General features: G+C 69.0%; 16 protein-coding genes and 1 pseudogene. 8 read left to right on the top strand and 9 right to left on the bottom strand.

What is annotated here, in order from left to right; all coding sequences use genetic code 11:
- The first annotated feature begins 22 nt into the window (after positions 1-22).
- Complete coding sequence (locus tag PIB44_RS03095; protein WP_025978606.1) at positions 23-313, top strand: GNAT family N-acetyltransferase; 291 nt, start codon at positions 23-25, stop codon at positions 311-313.
- Between the two features lie 101 nt (positions 314-414).
- Here PIB44_RS03095 and PIB44_RS03090 read toward each other — a convergent pair whose 3' ends face one another.
- A complete protein-coding gene (locus PIB44_RS03090) occupies positions 415-741 on the bottom strand; it encodes a hypothetical protein (protein WP_025978607.1) in 327 nt (108 codons plus the stop codon).
- Positions 742-938: 197 nt separating this feature from the next.
- On the opposite strand from PIB44_RS03090, the gene PIB44_RS03085 reads away from it, so the two are divergent.
- Complete coding sequence (locus PIB44_RS03085; protein WP_278070378.1) at positions 939-1,157, top strand: hypothetical protein; 219 nt, start codon at positions 939-941, stop codon at positions 1,155-1,157.
- 6 nt (positions 1,158-1,163) lie between these two features.
- On the opposite strand, the gene PIB44_RS03080 is transcribed toward PIB44_RS03085, so the two are convergent.
- From PIB44_RS03080 to PIB44_RS03065, 4 genes are all read right to left on the bottom strand, one after another.
- Positions 1,164-2,384: a dicarboxylate/amino acid:cation symporter gene (locus PIB44_RS03080; protein ID WP_278070377.1), complete on the bottom strand. Its 1,221-nt coding sequence runs from the start codon at positions 2,382-2,384 to the stop codon at positions 1,164-1,166.
- A gap of 102 nt (positions 2,385-2,486) precedes the next feature.
- Positions 2,487-3,416: a DUF6999 family protein gene (locus PIB44_RS03075; RefSeq protein WP_253119941.1), complete on the bottom strand. Its 930-nt coding sequence runs from the start codon at positions 3,414-3,416 to the stop codon at positions 2,487-2,489.
- Positions 3,413-4,153, bottom strand: coding sequence for an iron-containing redox enzyme family protein (locus PIB44_RS03070; RefSeq protein WP_253119943.1), 741 nt, complete (start codon positions 4,151-4,153; stop codon positions 3,413-3,415). The genes PIB44_RS03075 and PIB44_RS03070 overlap by 4 nt, the downstream gene beginning before the upstream one ends.
- Entirely contained in the window at positions 4,093-5,229 is a 1,137-nt protein-coding gene (locus PIB44_RS03065) for a beta-ketoacyl-ACP synthase III (RefSeq protein ID WP_278070376.1), read from the bottom strand. Before PIB44_RS03065 ends, PIB44_RS03070 begins: the two co-directional genes overlap by 61 nt.
- A gap of 129 nt (positions 5,230-5,358) precedes the next feature.
- On the opposite strand from PIB44_RS03065, the gene uvrB reads away from it, so the two are divergent.
- Positions 5,359-7,686, top strand: coding sequence for an excinuclease ABC subunit UvrB (gene uvrB / locus PIB44_RS03060; RefSeq protein ID WP_278070375.1), 2,328 nt, complete (start codon positions 5,359-5,361; stop codon positions 7,684-7,686).
- Between the two features lie 21 nt (positions 7,687-7,707).
- Here the strand turns inward: uvrB and PIB44_RS03055 are convergent, their stop codons facing one another.
- Entirely contained in the window at positions 7,708-10,338 is a 2,631-nt protein-coding gene (locus tag PIB44_RS03055; RefSeq protein WP_278070374.1) for a M14 family metallopeptidase, read from the bottom strand.
- Positions 10,339-10,430: 92 nt separating this feature from the next.
- Between PIB44_RS03055 and PIB44_RS03050 the strand changes: the two are divergent.
- From PIB44_RS03050 to PIB44_RS03030, 5 genes and pseudogenes are all read left to right on the top strand, one after another.
- A pseudogene (locus tag PIB44_RS03050) lies at positions 10,431-10,807 on the top strand (PadR family transcriptional regulator).
- Positions 10,808-10,826: 19 nt separating this feature from the next.
- Complete coding sequence (locus PIB44_RS03045; RefSeq protein ID WP_278070373.1) at positions 10,827-11,954, top strand: hypothetical protein; 1,128 nt, start codon at positions 10,827-10,829, stop codon at positions 11,952-11,954.
- Between the two features lie 72 nt (positions 11,955-12,026).
- The gene (locus tag PIB44_RS03040) at positions 12,027-13,133 is read left to right on the top strand and encodes a bifunctional transcriptional activator/DNA repair enzyme AdaA (protein WP_278070372.1); all 1,107 of its coding nucleotides are present in this window, start codon (positions 12,027-12,029) and stop codon (positions 13,131-13,133) included.
- Entirely contained in the window at positions 13,114-13,677 is a 564-nt protein-coding gene (locus tag PIB44_RS03035; protein ID WP_278070371.1) for a methylated-DNA--[protein]-cysteine S-methyltransferase, read from the top strand. Before PIB44_RS03040 ends, PIB44_RS03035 begins: the two co-directional genes overlap by 20 nt.
- A 40-nt stretch (positions 13,678-13,717) precedes the next feature.
- A complete protein-coding gene (locus PIB44_RS03030; protein WP_025978619.1) occupies positions 13,718-14,119 on the top strand; it encodes a host attachment family protein in 402 nt (133 codons plus the stop codon).
- A gap of 128 nt (positions 14,120-14,247) precedes the next feature.
- Here the strand turns inward: PIB44_RS03030 and ilvA are convergent, their stop codons facing one another.
- From ilvA to PIB44_RS03015, 3 genes are all read right to left on the bottom strand, one after another.
- Positions 14,248-15,765, bottom strand: coding sequence for a threonine ammonia-lyase, biosynthetic (ilvA, locus tag PIB44_RS03025; protein WP_278070370.1), 1,518 nt, complete (start codon positions 15,763-15,765; stop codon positions 14,248-14,250).
- Between the two features lie 99 nt (positions 15,766-15,864).
- The gene (locus PIB44_RS03020) at positions 15,865-16,392 is read right to left on the bottom strand and encodes a GNAT family N-acetyltransferase (protein ID WP_278070369.1); all 528 of its coding nucleotides are present in this window, start codon (positions 16,390-16,392) and stop codon (positions 15,865-15,867) included.
- Positions 16,389-18,506 (bottom strand): S46 family peptidase, encoded by a 2,118-nt coding sequence (locus PIB44_RS03015; protein WP_278070368.1) that lies wholly within the window; start codon positions 18,504-18,506, stop codon positions 16,389-16,391. Before PIB44_RS03015 ends, PIB44_RS03020 begins: the two co-directional genes overlap by 4 nt.
- Positions 18,507-18,596 lie beyond the last annotated feature (90 nt).

Here is an 18,596-nt window from a genome sequence, read left to right as displayed (position 1 = left end):
ACCCCTTCAGGAGGAGCCTTTCGTGTCCGCCTTCAAAGACCACGCCGCCGACCACCGCTTCCAGCAGACATTCGCCGATTCTGACGGGACCGAGCATCCCGTCTGGGCCGAATACGCCGTGCGCGGTCATGCCCGCATCATCCTGCACGTCGAGGCCCACCCGGCCCTGCGCGGCACGGGCGCCGCCGGCCGCTTCATGCAGGCCCTGGCCGAACACGCCCGCGCCGAAAAGCTGACCCTGATCCCCCACTGCAGCTACGCCGTCGCCTGGCTGAAACGCCATCCTGAGTACGAAGACGTACTCGGTTCGTAGTGGGCTGCGTCAGAAGGCTCCGCCTTCTCGACCCGACGCAGCCTGGCGCTTCGCGCGCTCAAGCAGCGAGCCGCCGCGCGGCGAGCGGTAGCGCCCTTAGATCAAGGATGACTCTTGGCGACGATGGCCTTCATCGTCTCGGCCTTGGAAGGCAGGTCCGCAACCAGGCGGGCGGCCAGTTCGCGGGCGCCGACCGGATAGGCGTCGCCGCCGTCGGCGATCTCCTTGGCCATGTCGGCGGCCTTGCACAGGGCGGCTTCGAGCGCCTCGACCTGCTCGAGGGCGAGGGCGCGGGCTTCGGCCTGCAGGCGCTTGACCCGTTCGGCGGTGGTTTCGGGCGCGCGCATCAGGTCATAGACCTCGGCTTCCGGCGAGGAGACCACGCGCAGGGCGGCGCGGGCGTCGGATTCATTGCTGGACTTGGTCATCGCATATTCTCCTGGCGACAGCATGCCTCATTTTCGCCTTAGGGTCGCATCCCATCTGCAGCCAAGCTGCAAGGACGGCGCCGCATGTTGCGCCAAGGCCGCATCAATCACGACCGCCGCCAACGGTTCCGCTTGCGTTACGCTCTTTGACACTGCGGTCCAGCCGCGCTTTGCTGTCGCCGCACAGGGAGACGCTGATGAGACAGACCGTTCCGCCGCCGAAGCCGCCTCAGGGAGAAGCAGGCGAGTGGACCCTTCTGCAAAGCCGGCTCGACCGCACCTTCTGGCAGTGGGACCGGCGTCCCGAGCCCGCCGCCCCCGTCCTGACCCGCTTCGTCATCGTGCGCCCGCCCGAACGCCTCGACTACGACACCTTCGATGAGGCCGAGGCCATGTTTGAGGCGATGGAAGACTAGAGGCGTTCAGTCCGACGCCGCCTCGCCGCCCTGAACAATGCGGACCACGGCCAGGTCGGCGGTGACGTTGCCCAGGGTGCGGAAGATGTCGGGCACGACCTCGACCGCCAACAGCAGCGGCAGCAGCTCCAGCGGCACGCCCATGGCGATGCAGATGGGGGCGATGGAGGCGAAGAAGCTGGCCTGGCCGGGCAGGCCCACGGTGCCGATCGAGATCAGCACCGCCGTCAGCATGGCGGCGAACAGCTGGCCCGCCGAGGGCTCCAGCCCGAACAGGTGGGCGCAGTAGATGGCGACCCCCAGATTGGCGACCGGGCTGGTGATGCGGAACACCGCCACCGCCAGCGGCAGGACCAGGCCCGCCGTCGCCCGCTTGACGCCCAGCTCGTCGACCGCCCGCTCGACCATGACCGGCAGGCTGGCCAGCGACGACTGGGTCGAGAAGGCCACCACCTGCGCCGGCGCCGCCGCCCGGGCGAACCGGCCCAGCGACACCCGGCCGAAGATGACCGCCAGCGGATAGAAGATCAGGCCGATGCCGATGCAGGCGATGGAGATCAGCGCCACATAGTGCAGCAGCACCCCCGCCGCGCTGGCCCCCGCCGTCAGCCCCACCCCGATCGACAGGGCGAAGACGCCCAGCGGCGCGACGCTCAGCACCCAGCGGACGATGACGATCATCGTCTCGCCTACCGCCTCGAAGAAGGTGATCAGAGGCACGCGCAGCCGCTCGGGCAGCCCCGAGGCCGCAAAGCCGAAGAAGACGGCGAACACCACCATGCCCAGAATGGCGTCCTCGGCGGCCGCGCGGATCGGGTTGGACGGGGCGATGGTCTTCAGAAACTCGCTGAACGGCGCCCCGGCGCCCAGGCCTTCGGCCCCTTCCGGCTTGATGGCCAGCAGCAGGCGCGCGCCTTCCGGGTCGATCGGCCACAGGGCGTGCAGCCCATAGGCCGCCGCGACGGCGTACATGGTCGCAAAGACGATCAGCCCCCCGAACCAGGCCACCGCCTTCAGCGCCAGCCGCCCGGTCCGCGCCGCATCGGCGATGGAGGCGATGCCCGTCACCAGCAGGCTGAACACCAGCGGGATGATCGTCATCCTCAGCGCATTGAGCCACAGCTGGCCCAGCGCCTGGATAAGGTCGGCCGTAACATGCCCGCCCGGCAGGCCCCAGCGCTGCGCCGCCGCCCCGGCGACCTGGCCCAGCACAAGCGACAGCAACACAAGCGTGCTGAGAGAGGTCAGAAAGGAACGCGCCGATTTCATCCGGCCACGCTAGCAGCCGCCGCGCCGGGCGCCAGCGGAAATCGGCGACCGCCTCCTGCCTTAATGCGGCGCGCCCGAGTTGGCCGGGTCCAGCGGCAGGCCCGCCGCCTGGCGCGCCTTCATCACCCGCAGCCAGCCGTGCATGGCCTCTGAATCCAGCCCGTGCATCATCAGCCGATAGCCCGCCTGCAGCGTCGACAGCGCCACCAGCGGATGACCGTTCTTGACGAAGGCCATGTGGTAGCTCGTGCCCAGGATGCGGGCGATGTAGATGGCGATCACCTCATCCAGCTGTAGCGAGCTGGACGCCCGCACGAAGTCGTCCCTCGGCAGCATCAGGGCGTAGATCGGGGTGTAGAACTCCACCGCCGTCTGCACGTCGACGAAGTTGTGCCATTTGCGCGGAAACTCCTCGAACGGCGGGAATTCGTCCGAGATCATGGAGAAGTCGATGCGTTCGGGCGGCGTCAGCTCTCGTCCCTCGGCGCGCAGGGCGGCGTTCAGCTCGATGACGAAGTTGAAGATGTTCAGATCGTGCTGAAGGAACAGGTCCGGCTCGATGTCCTTCAGCCGCGTCGGCGTCAGCGGCCACTTCGTCACCTTGTCGCCCACGCCCGCGTTCTCCCGCACGAAGGCGGTCAGTTCCGACCCGACGTGGAAGTGACGCAGGATCACCCGGTTGGCCTCGGGCGTGGCGAAGGTCCGCAACCCCCAGTGGATGGTCTTGTGCAGCAGGCCGTTCAGGTTCGGGTATTTGGGCGAAATAACCCGCAGCACCTTCACCAGACAGAAGAACAGGAACACCAGCGGCCGCGCCACCGGGAACAGCCAGCGCCGCGAGCGCGACCGCGCCCCCAGCAACAGGTCGCGCTTGGCCCCGTCGTCGATCGGCAGGCTGTGATCCAGATACAGCGCCATCCACGGATCGGGATCCTTGGGATCGAACCGCGCGGGGTCGAACGGATCCTCCCCCGGCTTGTAGTATCTCACGCCGTGATCTCCTCGATCTGCAGGGCGTAGAGACGGGCCGTGACCTTGGCGGTCGTGACGATGCGTTCGGCGATGAAGGGATCGGGCAGCACCATGCCCAGCATCTCCTCAAACTCCTTCATGTGCTCGGCGTCGTTGTCGCCGTGATACAGCAGGAAGCGCACCGCCTCGTCGGGCAGTTCCAGCCGCTCCTGCACCTTCAGGCCCCACGGCCGCGCCTTGATCGAGCCCAGCCCCTCGATGATGAACATGGCGCCCAGCAGGCCGAAGGGATCAGGCTTCGACGCCTCATGAAACATCCAGGCCGACAGGGCCTCGGACCCCACGTTCTTGGGCGCCGACTGAATGTCGCCCAGCGCCCCGCCCGCCGCCACAAAGTCGGCCTCCAGCAGGCGGAAGTCGCGATGCTCCGTCACCGCATGACGCATCAGGGTCGAGCGCAGCTCCAGATGGTCCTCGCCGATATTCGACGCCGCCCGGCTCATCCACAGCGCCCCGTCCTTCACCTGCTGGCGCAGGTTGATCAGGAAGGCGTGATAGTCGGCGACCTCGAACCGCCCGCGCGTCAGCTTGCGGATCAGCGGCGTCGCCTCCAGCCGCTGTTCAAAGTCGGCGAAGACGACCGCCAGCTTCCGTAAGGTATCAGCCACCGCCGCCTCGGCCCCAAGTTCCGCCATCACACAATCTCCAGCATCATGAAGCCGATCATCGCCCGCCCGCTCTCGGGCACGATGCAAAGCACCTTGTCTCCACGCTTGCCGCGCCCCGACTTCAGGAAGGCGTCCAGCATGACCCAGATCGAGGCCGAGCCGACATTGCCGCTGTCCGGCAGCGTCGTGAACCACTTCTCCTCCGGGATCATGGCGGCGGTGCTTTCCAGCAGGCCGACGATCTCCTGACGCAGCGACCGCGCGGAGTAGTGGCACAATAGATGGTCGACCTGATCGGGCACGATGCGCCCGGCATCCACCTTCTCCAGCCAGACGCCGATCCAGGCGCGAATGACGATCTTCAGCAGTTCGAAGTCCTGCAGCAGGGCCACCGCCCCCGCCGCATGGGCCGCCGCCGGGCCTGCGTGGCTCCAGGCGCTGGTCATGTCGGCGCGCGCTTCCGGCGTCGATCCGGCCCACATGCAGGGATCGAAGCGCCCGGCCAGCGACGTCATGTCGATCCACTCGACCTTCAGGCTCAGGCCGTCGGGCTTGGGCCTCGGCTCCATCACCACGGCGCCGGCCCCGTCCGACAGGGTGAAGCGCAGGAAATCCGCCTCGATCCGCGCCCGGCCCTTCTCGTCCACCAGCGCCGTGCCCTCATAGAAGGCGGGTCGGAACCAGCGTGAGGAAAACTCGCCGGCGCAGGCGGCGGCGACATCCGCCTCGCCCGCGCGCACGCTCAGCCACGCGCCCTTGGCCGCCATCAGGGCGCTGGCGCAGACCGACTGATAGCTGAACGCCTCCAGCGGCCCCGCGCCCAGTTCGGCCTGAACCGCGCTGGCGTGGCCGGGCACCAGATAGTCCCCCTGCGTCGCCGCCGCGCCCAGATGCTGCAGGTCGCCAAGGCTCAGCCCCGCTGCGTCCAGCGCCGCCCGCACCGCCCCGGCGCACATGGAGGCGTTGGAGTGCAACGGCGCCCCGTCTTCGTTCAGGGCGTAGTGCCGCCCTTCGATCCCGTTCCAGCGCAGGGCGCGGCGCCCGACAGCGGACGGCCGCCCGCCGATCCGGCCGATGAAATCCTCCATCCGATCGTTGCCGATCCGCTCGCCGGGCAGGACGGCGCCGGTCCCAGTGATGAAGACGTCGCGAAGCTCACTCATGGCGCGGACCTTGGCGATACGGCCCCAATCGCACAACCGGGAAATCGCCGTTTCAGACGCCGCCCTTTATCGAAATCGCCGTTCCGCTCGCCCTAGCGTCGCGCAGGCGCAGGCATTACCTTGATGTTCATGGCCCGTTCTCCCGCGACACCGTCCCCGAAGCTGACCAAGCCCGTGCACACGCCCAATCCCGGTCTCAGCGAGGCGCCCGTCGCCTTCGATCACGGTCGTGCGCCGATGTTCGCGCCGGTGAGCGGTCCGCGCCTGACGCCCGAGGAAGCGCCCGCCGCGCCTGCCGACTGGGTCCCTCACCGCCCCGACCGGCCGACCAACAAGAAGCGCATCCCGTTCCGGCTAGAGACGAAATACCAGCCCGCGGGGGACCAGCCCTCCGCCATCGCCGAACTGGTCGCCCAGGCGAACGACGGGGAACGCGAACAGGTGCTGCTGGGCGTCACCGGCTCGGGCAAGACCTTCACCATGGCCAAGGTGATCGAACAGACCCAGCGCCCGGCCCTGATCCTGGCCCACAACAAGACGCTGGCGGCCCAGCTCTATTCCGAGTTCAAGGCCTTCTTCCCCGACAATGCCGTCGAGTATTTCGTCAGCTACTACGACTACTATCAGCCCGAGGCCTACGTCCCGCGCACCGACACCTACATCGAGAAGGACTCGTCGATCAACGAGCAGATCGACCGGATGCGCCACGCCGCCACCCGCGCGATCCTGGAGCGGGACGACGTCATCGTCGTCGCCTCGGTCAGCTGCATCTACGGCATCGGCTCGGTCGAGACCTACACCGCCATGACCTTCGGCCTGAAGGTCGGCGACCAGATCGACGAGGCCAAGCTGCGCGCCGACCTGATCGCCCTGCAATACAAGCGCAACGACCTGCATTTCGAGCGCGGCATGTTCCGCAAGCGCGGCGACACCCTCGAGATTTTCCCGGTCCACCTTGAAGACCGCGCCTGGCGCATCAGCCTGTTCGGCGACGAGATCGAGGCCATCGACGAGTTCGACCCCCTGACCGGCAAGAAGACCAATGCGCTGGACGAAGTCACCGTCTACGCCGCCAGCCACTACGTCACCCCGCGCCCGACGCTCAATCAGGCGATTACCGGCATCAAGGCCGAGCTGAAGGAGACGCTCGACTGGATGGTCGAGAACGGCAAGCTGCTGGAGGCCCAGCGGCTGGAGCAGCGCACCCGCTTCGACCTGGAGATGATGGAGGCCACCGGCTCCTGCGCCGGCATCGAGAACTACAGCCGCTGGCTGACCGGCCGCGCGCCGGGCGAGCCGCCGCCCACCTTCTTCGAATACATCCCCGACAACGCCCTGCTGTTCGTCGACGAGAGCCACGTCACCGTGGGCCAGATCGGCGCCATGTATCGCGGCGACTACCGCCGCAAGTCGACCCTGGCAGAGTACGGCTTCCGCCTGCCGTCGGCCATCGACAACCGGCCGCTGAAGTTCGAGGAATGGGACGCCATGCGGCCCCAGACCGTCTTCGTCTCGGCCACCCCCGGCGCCTGGGAGCTGGACAAGACCGGCGGCGTCTTCGTCGAACAGGTCATCCGCCCAACCGGCCTGATCGACCCCCCGGTCGAGATCCGCCCCGTCTCCGGCGCGACCCGCAACCAGGTCGACGACGTCATCGACGAGGTGAAGGCCACCAGCCGCGCGGGCTACCGTTCCCTGGTCACCACCCTGACCAAGAAGATGGCCGAGGACCTGACCGAATACATGCACGAACAGGGGGTACGCGTCCGCTACATGCACTCCGACGTCGACACCCTGGAGCGCATCGAGATCCTGCGCGACCTGCGCCTGGGCTCGTTCGACTGCCTGATCGGCATCAACCTGCTGCGCGAGGGCCTCGACATCCCTGAATGCGGCCTGGTCGCCATCCTCGACGCGGACAAGGAGGGCTTCCTGCGCTCCGAGACCTCCCTGATCCAGACCATCGGCCGGGCCGCGCGCAACGTCGACGGCCGCGTCATCCTCTACGCCGACCGCATGACCGGCTCGATGGAGCGCGCCATCGCCGAGACCGACCGCCGCCGCGAGAAGCAGCAGGCCTACAACCTCGAACACGGCATCACGCCCGAGACGGTCAAGCGCGACATCAAGGAGATCCTCGACAGCCCCTATGAGTCGCGCGACCTGGACCGCCTGACCCGCCCCGGCGTCGCCGAGGAAGCCAAGCCCTTCATCGGCTCCAACTTCCAGGCCGCGCTCAAGGATCTGGAAGGCCGGATGCGCGAAGCCGCCGCCAACCTCGAGTTCGAGGAAGCCGCCCGCCTGCGCGACGAGATCAAGAAGATGAAGCTCCTCGACCTCGAATTCGCCAACGAAGCCCTCACCGGCGCGGGCGAGGAGGTCGACAAGTCCGCCCCCAAACGCTGGCGCAGGGAAGCGGCGGCCGAAAAGGCCGAGGCGTTCAGGAAGGGGCGCTGAGGCCCCTCCCCTTCACCCCCGTCAGTTTCCCTTGGTCCCGGAGGTGTGAGCCGGGCCGCGGAAGATGGCGTTCAGGAACATCGGCTTCAGCCCTTCCAGGAAGGCGCGCATGGTGACGTCCTGGGTGAAGGCGACGACCTGGCCGCGCCCGACTTCGGACGCCATGGCGACGGGCTTGTAGGCCAGCTGGCGGCGGTTCTCGGCCCACAGCTGCCCGGACGCCAGCACCTGATCCGGTCCGGCCAGACGCACGACGTTGGTCCCCTGATCGCGGGCCAGAGGGGTGTAGATGTCCGAGCCGCGCACCATGACGCTGAGGGTCGGGGCGACGCCCGCGCCCAGCCAGTGTTCATTGTCGACCACGGCGCTGGCCAGGACGCCCGCGACCGGATCGGGCGCCCCGCCGTGGTGGCCGGTCAGGGCCAGGTATTCGGCGTCGGTGGCGATCTCGCTGCCGCCGTCCTTCTTGTCCTTGTCGCCGTCGCCGGAGGCGGCGCTCTCGCGGCGGCTCTCCAGCAGCTTGGAATCGGGATCGGTCAGCAGGCGGCTGGCCGAGCCGACGCCGATCAGGACGCCGCCCGCCTGGACCCAGGCGCGCAGATTAGCGACGCCGCTCTCGCCGAGGATCTGCTTATAGTCGCCGCCCGAGGGCAGGATCAGCACCTGGTAGCGGGACAGGTCGGCGTTCGCCAGGCGGCGGGTGCGCACCGCCGTGACGGGCCAGCCGTATTCCCGCTCCAGCACATGGCGGATGGATCCGGCCGATTCCGGCTCGGTCGGGTCATCCCAGGCCATGGCCACGCGCGGGGCGGCGATGAGCGTCGCCTTGTCCGAGCCGACGCTGGGACCGCTGGAGACCCAGGAGGTGGCCAGCGGCGTCACCTGGGCGCCGCTGCCGGCGGCCAGACGGCGGACGCGCTCGTCGAGGTCGGCGGGCGACCCGGCGCGCGGCACGATAAAGGTCCCGCCCGGATAGGCGCGGCCGTCCAGGGTGAAGGGCTCCTCGACGGAGCGGACCGGCAGCTTGTCGGTCAGGGCGGCCGTCAGGAAGCGCATCCCCGCCGTGCCCGGATGGATGGCGTAGCCGTAGGTCGCGTCGCCGGAGGCCACGGCGGCGGGGCGGATCAGTTCGGGGCCGACGGCGGCCGTCTGGACCGACGGGGCGCCGGGGCAGCGCTGGCTCGGCACATTGAACAGCAGGGGCAGCGACCAGCCGGTCAGGTCATAGATCTCATCGCCCAGACCGCGGGCGCGGCGGGCCTCCTGCTCGGCCAGGAATTTCGGGTCCAGCGGCACGTCCTTGGCCAGCAGGGTCTCGGCCATGCGGCGCTGCGGCTGGGACAGATTCACGATGTAATCGCCCGCCTGATAGGTCTGGCCGCAGGCGGAGAAGGATGCGGTCGCGCGTCCGACCTCCAGCCCCGAACGCACCAGCAGTCCCGCCAGCTTGTCGGCGGCGGCCGGGTCGGCCGCGGCGGAGCGTGACAGGACGTAGGCGCCGCGTCCGCCCGAAATCCCGTCGCGGTGGAAGGCGTAGAAGTCGCTGAGCAGCTTCTCGCGGTCGCGGGCGGCGGTCTCGATGGTCGACAGGGTGGCGGTCAGGTGGCCCTTGACCGTGTCGGCGTAGGTCAGCATCTCGCCCGACGAGCGGCGCGCGAGCAACCCGCGCGACGAGCCCTGCTCATAGGTCATGGAGACGGCGCCGAAATAGGCGGGCCAGCCGTCGCCGTAACCGGGATAGAAGGCGTCGAAGGTCTCGCGCGTGAAATAGTCCAGCCCGGCTTGGTCGAAGCGTCCGGCGGTGTTGCGGCCGAACCGCTCGCGCGCGTCCAGGATCGGCGGATAGATCCACGGGTTCAGCGGCTGGGCCTCGGGCGGGAAGAAGAAGCTGGAATCCGTGCCCATCTCGTGGGAATCGACCACCACCTGCGGACGCCATTCGCGGATCAGGGCCGAGTGCCCCTGCGTCTCCGGCTGGGACTGGATGAACCAGTCGCGGTTCAGGTCGAACAGATTGTGGTTGAAGCGGCCCGACGGCCAGGGCTCGGCCCGCTCGGCCGACAGGGGGTCGCCGTTGGGCTGGGCGCCGAGGCCCGCCTCGAAGCTGTTGATGAAGCGCTCGCGCCCGTCGGGGTTCTGGGTCGGGACGAAGACGACCACGACGTTCTCCAGCCAGCCTTGCGCCTCGGCGTCGAGGCTGTCGGTCAGGCGGCGCGCGGCGGCCAGGGCGGCGTCGGCGGGGCTGATCTCATTGCCGTGGACCGAATAGGCCATCCAGACGATGGCCGGGGTGTCGTTGATCAGGGCGCGGGCCTGCTCGGGCGAAGTCTTGCGCGGGTCGGCCAGGGCGTTGGTCGCGGCCTTGATCGCGTCCAGCCGGGCGATGTTGCGCGGCGAGCCGACGGCGGCCCAGAACAGCGGGCGGCCTTCCCACGACTGGGCGTAGTCGCCCATGACCATGCGGTCGGGATTGGCGGCGCGCAGCGCCTCGAAATAGCGGCGCACATCAGCCGAGCGGGTGATGCGCTCGCCGCTGTCATGGCCGACGACGGCCTGAAGCGCGGGCGGCGTCTGTTGCGCCAGTGCAGGCGCGGCGCCCAGGGCCAGGCTGAGCGCCAGCAAGGAACAGGCGACGCGGCGACGATACGACATTCAGAATACTCCCCCTACGGAGCGGCCAACTTAGCCTTGCGGCTGCCGTGAAGGAAGCGGCGGGACATCCTGTATTGACTATGGCGCACAGTATGTCGCATACACTGTGTGTCACACACTATGTGGCGACAGGTGAGGCGACGGCGTGGATCGGGAACTGTTCGAGACGATGCGGCTGGAGCTGCGGCGCGGGACGCTGGTCCTGGCGGTGCTCGCCTGCCTGCGGACCGAACGCTACGGCTACACCCTGCGTCAGGCGCTGGCGGCGGATGGGCTGGAGATGGAGGAATCCACCCTCTACCCCCTGCTGCGGCGGCTGGAGGGGCAAGGACTGCTGACCAGCGAATGGCGCGAGGAGGAGAAGCGCAAGAAGCGCTTCTACGTCCTGTCGCCGGGGGGCGAGGCAATGCTGGCCGCCCTGACCGAGGAATGGCGCGGCATCAACGCCTCGCTGGAACGAATTCTCTGAAGGGACGGGAGAGGGCGCGATGGACATCATCGAACGCTATTTGGAGGCCGTGGCGGCGCAGCTGCCGACCGAGGACCGCGAGGACATCATCGCCGAGCTGCGCGACCTGATCCTGAGCCGCGTCGAGGCGCGCGAAGAGGAGCTGGGCCGGGCCCTGAGCGACGAGGAGAAGGAGGCGATCCTGCATGAGATCGGCCACCCGCTGATCGTCGCCGCCCGCTATCGCAAGGGTCCGGACAGCCTGATCGGGCCGGAACTGTTTCCCTATTGGCTGTTCGGCGCCAAGGCGGGGCTGATCGTCATTGCGGCCGTTCAGGCGCTGGGGCTGTTGGTCAGCGTACTGGGCGCTCCGGCTGATTTCGGACGCGCGATCAGCCAGGCCTTCCACGGCTTTTTCTCCGGGGGGCTGACCCTGCTGGGAGCGCTGACCCTGGCCGGCGCGATCCTGGAGCATTATGACATCAAGCCGACCTGGCTGACGAAATGGCGGGTGCGCGACCTGTCGGCCTTCGGCCTGGCCGATCCGGCGAAGTGGGGCGCCTCGCTGTCGGGGTCTGAGAAGGCCAAGGCGGAGTGGTTGCCGAAGGGCGCCCGCGTGTGGGGCGTGACGGCGAACGACAAGCCGGGGCTGGAGGCGCTGGCCTCGCTGATCGTCGGAGGCGTCTTCGTGATGTGGTGGATCGGCGTGATCCGCTTTCCGGGCCTGGGCGAGTTCTCCTTGAGAAGCGGCGCGGTCGGGATCGAGGCGGCGCCGGTGTGGGCGGTCCTCTACGGCCCCATCCTGGCCCTGGCCGTCGGCGGCATGGCGGTGGACGCGGTCAGCCTGATCCGCGGGCGCGAGGGGCGGTTGACCTTGCTGCTGAAGATCCCGCTGGCGGGCGCGGCGCTCTGGGTGCTGTGGCGACTGTTTGATGCGGGCTGGTGGCTCACCCTGACCCAGGGCGCGGCGAGCGCCCGCGTCGAGGGCGGGGCGACGAACATCAGCCTGGACGCCCTGCGCGCGGTGAACGATGCGGGCCGCGATCTGGAGGGGACGGCCCTGACGCTGGGTACGGTGCTGACCTGGGTGTTCGCGGTGATGGCGATCAGTTTCGTCGTCAACATCGCGACCTATATCTGGCGGCTCGCGACGACGCGCGAGGTGTGATCTGCCGGGCTGCGGCGCCGTCATGTCCGAAAACCGCGAGACAGGCCATCATCTCAGGCGCAAGGTGCGGGCATGGACAACGCCCGCGACACGCTGGATCAGGAGGCCTGTTATCGGGCGGTCCTGACGCGCGACCCGCGCTTCGACGGGCGCTTCTTCACCTGCGTGAAGTCCACCGGAATCTATTGCCGCCCGGTCTGCCCGGCGCGGACGCCCAAGCGTGAGAACATGCGCTTCGTCATCAGCGCGGCGGCGGCCGAGGAGGCGGGCTTCCGCGCCTGCCTGCGCTGTCGGCCGGAAACCGCGCCCGATATGGGCGCGTGGCGGGGGACGTCCAACACTGTCAGCCGGGCGCTGAACCTGATCGAGGCGGGGGCGCTAGATGAGGGCGACGTCGACGCCCTGGCCGCGCGGCTGGGGGTAGGCGAGCGACACTTGCGCCGCCTGTTCCGCCAGCACCTGGGCGCCGCCCCGGTCAGCGTGGCCCAGACCCGCCGCGTCCTGCTGGCCAAGGCCCTGATCCACCAGACCGACCTACCCATGGCCGAAGTCGCTATGGCGTCCGGCTTCGGCAGCGTGCGCCGCTTCAACGAGACGTTTCAGGCCCTGTATGGGCGGCCCCCGTCGGCGCTGCGGGCGCGGACCGAGCGGCCTTGGGATGGGGGCGTGCGGCTGAGCCTGCCCTATCGCCCGCCCTATGAGATCGAGGCCATGCTGGCGGCCCTGAAAGCGAGGGGCGAGACGGTCGAGGAGCGCATCTGGCGGCGCGTCCTGACGCCCGTGACGGACGGGGCGACGGGTGAGGTCTCGGCCCGGTTCGAGGACGGGAACCGCCTGGCGGTCACGGCGGCGCTGGACGACCTCAAGGCCCTGCCAGGCGTGCTGGCGCGGGTGCGGCGGCTGTTCGACCTGCCAGCCGACCCCGAGGCCATCCGGCGCGACCTGTCGCTCGACCCTGTTCTGGCGCCCTTGGTCGCGGCGCGGCCCGGCCTGCGCCTGCCGGGCGCCTGGATCGACGATGAGGGCGACATGGCCAGCGACCGGCTTGAAGATCACAGGCTCGCGGCGCGGGCCGAGCGATGGCGACCCTGGCGGGCCTATGGCGCGCTGCACCTGCGCGAGGCAGGCGTAGACGGCGCGGCGATCATGGAGAGCGACGATGAAAAAGACGCAGCCTGAAGCCTTCACCCTGGACCGCATCGCCACGCCGGTGGGCGAGGTGCTGCTGGTCACGGACGTGGAGGGGGCCGTGCGCGCCTTCGACTTCACCGACTATGAGGCGCGGATGATAGCGCTGCTGGCCCGCCACTACGGCGAGGTGCGGCTGACGCCCGGCCGCGCGCCCGAAGCGGTGCGGAAGGCCATTATCGCCTATTTCGACGGCGATCTGACGGCGCTGGACAGCCTCGCCGTGAAGACCGGCGGCACCGACTTCCAGCGCGCGGTCTGGGCGGCGCTGCGCACCATTCCGGCGGGACGGACCTGGAGCTACGGCCAACTGGCGCAGGCCATCGGCAGGCCCGCCGCGGTGCGCGCCGTGGGGCTGGCCAACGGAGCCAATCCGATCGGCGTCATCGTGCCCTGCCACCGCGTCGTCGGCGCCAAGGGAACCCTGACCGGTTACGCGGGCGGGCTGGAGCGCAAGCGCTGGCTTCTGGCGCACGAAGCGTCGCAGCTTGGCCCTGATGATGGAACGGGACAGGGGACGTTTGCGCTGGACTGACAGCGCCCTTTCCTTTCGGCGCTCATATGTGGAGTCTGATATGAACCTGCCCAACGGGGCTCTGGTCGCCGTCGCCGACGGCGAGAAGCTGAGCCTGTTCCGCAACACCGGCCACAACCTCGACATCCAGCTCAAGCCGATGGCGACTCCCGAAATCCCCGAACGCCTGTCCGGCGCGCCGGGCCGCCGCTCCAGCGACGCCAACCCCGACAACGACACCCAGGCCGAGGACGGCTTCGCCATGGGCGTGGCCGAGGCGCTGAACCACATGGCCCTGACCAACAAGTTCGAGGCCCTGGCCGTCGTCGCCGCGCCCAAGACCCTGGGCCAGTTGCGCAAGCATTGGCACAAGACGCTGGAGGGCCTGCTGGTCGGCGAAATCGCCAAGGACCTGACCGGCCGCCCGGCGGATGAGGTGGCCGAGGCGATCAGCCGGGCGTGACATAACGCCCGTCATCCCGGCTGCGGCCGCGCTGGCGAGGCGGAGAGCCGGGACCTCCCAGACCTCGCCGTTCGCCTCTCTGGCGGTCCCGGACAGCGGCTGCGCCGCTTCCGGGACGGCGCCGGGGTTCAGGCCGCCCCATCCAGGAACAGGCGGCAGGCCGGGTTGTCCGTCTCGTCGACGTACGGATAGCCCAGGTCGTCCAGCGCCGTCGTCAGGGCCGCCGCCTGATCCGGCGGGACGCTGACGCCCGCCAGTACCCGGCCCGCGTCGTCGCCGTGGTTGCGATAGTGGAACAGGGTCAGGGCCCAGGCGGGCTGAAGGCTGTTGAGGAAGCGCAGGAAGGCGCCCGGCCGCTCGGGGAACTCGAAGCGCAGCAGCCGCTCATGCGGCAGGCCGATGGTGCGTCCGCCGACCATGTGGCGCACGTGCAGCTTGGCGGTCTCGTTGTCGCTCATGTCGACGACGGCATAGCCGTCGGCGGTCAGGCGACGCAGAAGGCTTTCACGCTCGGCGGCGCCGTCGCGCAGGGCTACGCCGACAAAGATCTGCGCCGTGCCGTCGCCGGACCAGCGATAATTGAATTCCGTGATCGAGCGGCCGTCCAGGCTGCGCAGGAAGCGGTGATAGTCCTCGCGCCGATCGGGCATGGAGACCGCGAACAGGGCTTCGGCGCCCTCGCCGATCTCGGCCCGCTCGGCGACGTGGCGCAGGCGGTCGAAGTTGACGTTGGCGCCCGAGTTGATCGCGACCAGCGCCCCCGATCCGGGATTGCGCGCGGCCCAGGCCTTGAGGCCGGCAAGCGCCACGGCGCCCGACGGCTCGGCTACCGCGCGCACGTCGTCGAAGATGTCCTTCACGGCGGCGCAGATGGCGTCGGTGTCGACCAGGACGATCTCGTCCAGCAGATCGCGGCACAGGCGGAAGGTCTCGTCGCCCGCGCGGCGCACGGCCACCCCGTCGGCGAACAGGCCGACCTGATCCAGATCGACGACGCGCCCGGCCTCGATGGCGCTCTTCATCGTCGGGGCCTCGGCGGGTTCGACGCCGATCAGCCGCGTCTCGGGCCGCAGGAAGCGGACGATGGCCGCCACCCCCGCCGCCAGCCCCCCGCCGCCGATGGGGATGAACACGGCGTCGATCGGATCGGCGTGCTGGCGCAGGATCTCCAGCCCGACCGTGCCCTGCCCGGCGATGACGTCGGGATCGTCGAAGGGGTGGACGAAGGCGGCGCCGGTCTGCTTCTCCAACTCGCGGGCGCGGGCGTAGGCGTCGTCGAAGCTTTCGCCATGCAGCACGACCTGGCCGCCCAGCCCCTGGACCGCCGCCACCTTGATGCCGGGCGTGGTGGTCGGCATGACGATGGTGGCCGCCGCGCCGCGCTTCGCCGCCGCCAGCGCCACCCCTTGCGCATGATTGCCCGCCGAAGCGCAGATGACGCCGCGCGCCAGCTCGGCCTGGCTCAGGGCGGCGATCTTGTTGTAGGCGCCGCGGATCTTGAACGAGAAGACCGGCTGCAGGTCCTCGCGCTTCAGCAGGGCGGTCCGGCCGAGGCGGGCCGACAGCCGCTTGAGCGGATCGAGGGGGGTCTCCTCGGCCACGTCATAGACGCGGGCGGTCAGGATGCGGCGGACGGTGTCTTGCACGATGATCTCGGTCAGGCGTCAAAAAAAGAAACGAAGCGTGTGCTCGTCTAGGCCAGACCAACCCTTATGAGAACGAAAATTGCGCCCTTCCCTCCTGATCTAAAGCGCCTTCTCCAGAACCACGAAGGCCAGGTCGCGCGTGCGGGGCAGGCCGAAGCGGGGGTCGTCCAGCGGGAAGGGGCGGGTTTCGCCGGTCAGGCGATAGCCGCGCCGTTCGTACCAGGCGATCAGTTCGACGCGCTGGCGGATGACGGTCATCTCCATGCGCGTGGCGGCGAAGCGGGCGGCGGCTTCCGCCTCGGCGGCGTCGATCAGGCGGCGCCCCAGACCGCCCGCCTGACGCGCCGGATCGACGGTCAGCAGGCCCAGATAGGCCAGACCCCGCCCCTGATCCGCGACCTGAACGCAGCCGATCAGGGCGCCGTCGACCTCGGCCAGCAGGATGATCCGCGAGGCGTCGGCGAGGATGTCGCGCAACTCCGCCTCGTCGGTGCGCTGGCCCTCCAGCAGGTCGGCCTCGTGGGTCCAGCCGGCCTTGGCGCTGTCGCCGCGATAGGCGCTTTCGATCAGGGCGCGCAGCGCCGGAACGTCGTCCGGCGCCGCAGGTCGAAAGACCGGGCCGTTCAACGGCGCGCCCGGCGCGGGGCGACCTTGGGCGCATCCGCGCCCAGTTCGGCGATCAGGTGATCCATGCCGTAGACGTCGCGCAGGGCCGTGGTCACGGCCTGGGTGGTGACGATGACGCTGCGGTTGACGTTGCGGTCATAGCCATAGGCGTTGCGCTGGGTCAGGACGGTGGAATCGAAGTTGGCGCCGATGATCTCGCCCTTGGCGTTGACGGCGGGCGAGCCCGAAGAGCCGCCGATGGTGTCGGACGAGACGGCCATGTTCATCACCGCGTTCGGGTCGATGCGGTCTTTGGCGGCCAACAGTTTGGGCGCGACGTTGAACGGCTCGGCGCCGGTCGCCCGATCCCACAGGCCGGCGAAGGTGGTGAAGGCCGGGATGCGCTGGCCCGGCACGTCGGTCCCCTCGACCCGGCCGTAGGTCAGACGCAGGGTGCCGGTGGCGTCGGGATAGACAGCGTCGCCGAAGACGGCGAAGCGGGCGGCCGACAGCTGTTCCGAGGCGCGGTCGGTCGGCGCCTGCACCCGGTTCTCCCAGTCGGTGCGGACGGCGCGGGCGTCGGCGTCGATAGCCAGGACATACTGGATCAGAGGATCGGTCGAGGCCTGGACGGCGGGCAGGCCGCCTTCCCACAGGGCGCGCCGCACGGCCGGATCGGCCAGTTTGGTGCCTTCGACCAGACGGGCGGACAGGCCCTCGGGGCTCTCCTTGCCCAGCAGGGTGCGGACATGTGGGCTGTCGACGGTCAGCCATTCGCGCGTCTTGGACAGCCACCATTCCAGACGGACCTGCTCCAGCGCCGGATAGGTCGGGCGTGCGGCAAACAGGCCGGACTGGACGCCCGGCAGGCGGCTGTCGGCGAACTCGGCCAGGCGCTGGTCGGACGGCTTGGCGCGCTCCTGCGCCCCGCGCACGATGGCTCGCGCCCACTGGAACAGGGGCGAGCCGCCCGCCACCGAGGTGGTGCCCATGCCGGTGCCGCCTTCCAGCAGGGCCATCGGGGCATAGAGCTCGCGCGCGATCGGCTGAACATCGGTCAGAACGGCCCAGGGATCGCCGACCTCGGCCGACAGGGCCTCGTTCTCGGCCACGCCGCGCCGGAAGACGGTTTCCTGCCCGGCCAGTTGGTCCATGAAGGCCGGGTCGATCAGGGCGGCCATCCGGCCGCGCCCGCGCTTATAGGTGTTCTCGACGCCCGACAGCGGGTCCATGGCGATGAAGGCCTGATCCTCTCCCTCTTCCGAATAGCGGATCAGACGGCCGCGCAGTTCGGACGCGATCAGCTGGTCCAGCGGCAGGACCACGTCGCGGATAGTCATCAGCTGGGCCTGCGTCAGCAGACGCTGGGTGGAGCCGGGGTTGCCGGTGACGAAGACGGGCTCGCCCTCGGTCGGCTTGTTCGGATTCCAGGTAAAGTGGGTCGGGGTCGCGGCGGGCTTGCCGTCTTCATACAGGCGGATGAAGGCGGCATCGATGGCGAAGCGCGGGAAGGAGAAGTTGTCCAGATCGCCACCAAAGGTCGCGGCGCGGTCTTCCGGCGCCCAGGCCAGACGCACGTCCGAATATTTGCGGAACTTGTAGAGCTTGAACTGGCCGCCGCGATACAGGCTGACGACCTGACAGCGGATTTTGGCGTCGTCGCCGCAGTTTTCGGTTTCGATGCGGCCCGCCTCAGCCTCGCGCGCCTGGGTGTAGGCCTGGCCGTCCAGACCGGCGCCCGACTTCTGGACCCGCTCGGTGACGTCGGTGATGTCGGTCAGGATTTCCGCAGAGGCGCCGGGGCATTGCAGCTCTTCCTCGCGGCTCTTGGGGGTGAAGCCCGTTTCGTTATACTGAAGCTGCGGCGTCGACAGGTTGGCGACGCAGGACGAGACGCAGTGGTTGTTGGTCATCACCAGCCCCTCGGCCGAGATGACGCCCGCCGAACAGCCGCCGAACTTCACCGACGACAGGCGCACGCGGTCCAGCCAGGCCTGATCGATGTTCGTGCCCAGAGTCTGATTGGCGCGGGCGATGGGGAAGTTGTCATAGGTCCACATGCCCTCCTCTGCCTTGGCGGAAGAGGCGGCGGCGAAGGCCAGGACGGCGGCCGAGGCGAACAGCATGTGACGCATGAGAAGCTCCTGATTCAGACTCCGGCGAGGAAAAAACAGAGTCTAATTCGTCTGAATAGTCTGAAATCGGCGGGAAGAAAGCTAGCAGGC

The organism is Brevundimonas sanguinis (assembly GCF_029636725.1).
In the GTDB taxonomy this organism is placed as follows: Bacteria; Pseudomonadota; Alphaproteobacteria; order Caulobacterales; family Caulobacteraceae; genus Brevundimonas; species Brevundimonas sanguinis.
The sequence above is the reverse complement of the archived record's forward strand: the minus strand, read 5'-3'. Positions and strand labels throughout refer to the sequence as shown.

Excerpts from the sequence above, each read along its gene's own strand:
- PIB44_RS03090 (WP_025978607.1), bottom strand. The coding sequence starts at position 741 with ATGACCAAGTCCAGCAATGAATCCGACGCCCGCGCCGCCCTGCGCGTG.
- PIB44_RS03085 (WP_278070378.1), top strand. The coding sequence starts at position 939 with ATGAGACAGACCGTTCCGCCGCCGAAGCCGCCTCAGGGAGAAGCAGGC.
- PIB44_RS03065 (WP_278070376.1), bottom strand. The coding sequence starts at position 5,229 with ATGAGTGAGCTTCGCGACGTCTTCATCACTGGGACCGGCGCCGTCCTG.
- uvrB (WP_278070375.1), top strand. The coding sequence starts at position 5,359 with ATGGCCCGTTCTCCCGCGACACCGTCCCCGAAGCTGACCAAGCCCGTG.
- PIB44_RS03055 (WP_278070374.1), bottom strand. The coding sequence starts at position 10,338 with ATGTCGTATCGTCGCCGCGTCGCCTGTTCCTTGCTGGCGCTCAGCCTG.
- PIB44_RS03045 (WP_278070373.1), top strand. The coding sequence starts at position 10,827 with ATGGACATCATCGAACGCTATTTGGAGGCCGTGGCGGCGCAGCTGCCG.
- PIB44_RS03040 (WP_278070372.1), top strand. The coding sequence starts at position 12,027 with ATGGACAACGCCCGCGACACGCTGGATCAGGAGGCCTGTTATCGGGCG.
- PIB44_RS03035 (WP_278070371.1), top strand. The coding sequence starts at position 13,114 with ATGAAAAAGACGCAGCCTGAAGCCTTCACCCTGGACCGCATCGCCACG.
- PIB44_RS03030 (WP_025978619.1), top strand. The coding sequence starts at position 13,718 with ATGAACCTGCCCAACGGGGCTCTGGTCGCCGTCGCCGACGGCGAGAAG.
- PIB44_RS03015 (WP_278070368.1), bottom strand. The coding sequence starts at position 18,506 with ATGCGTCACATGCTGTTCGCCTCGGCCGCCGTCCTGGCCTTCGCCGCC.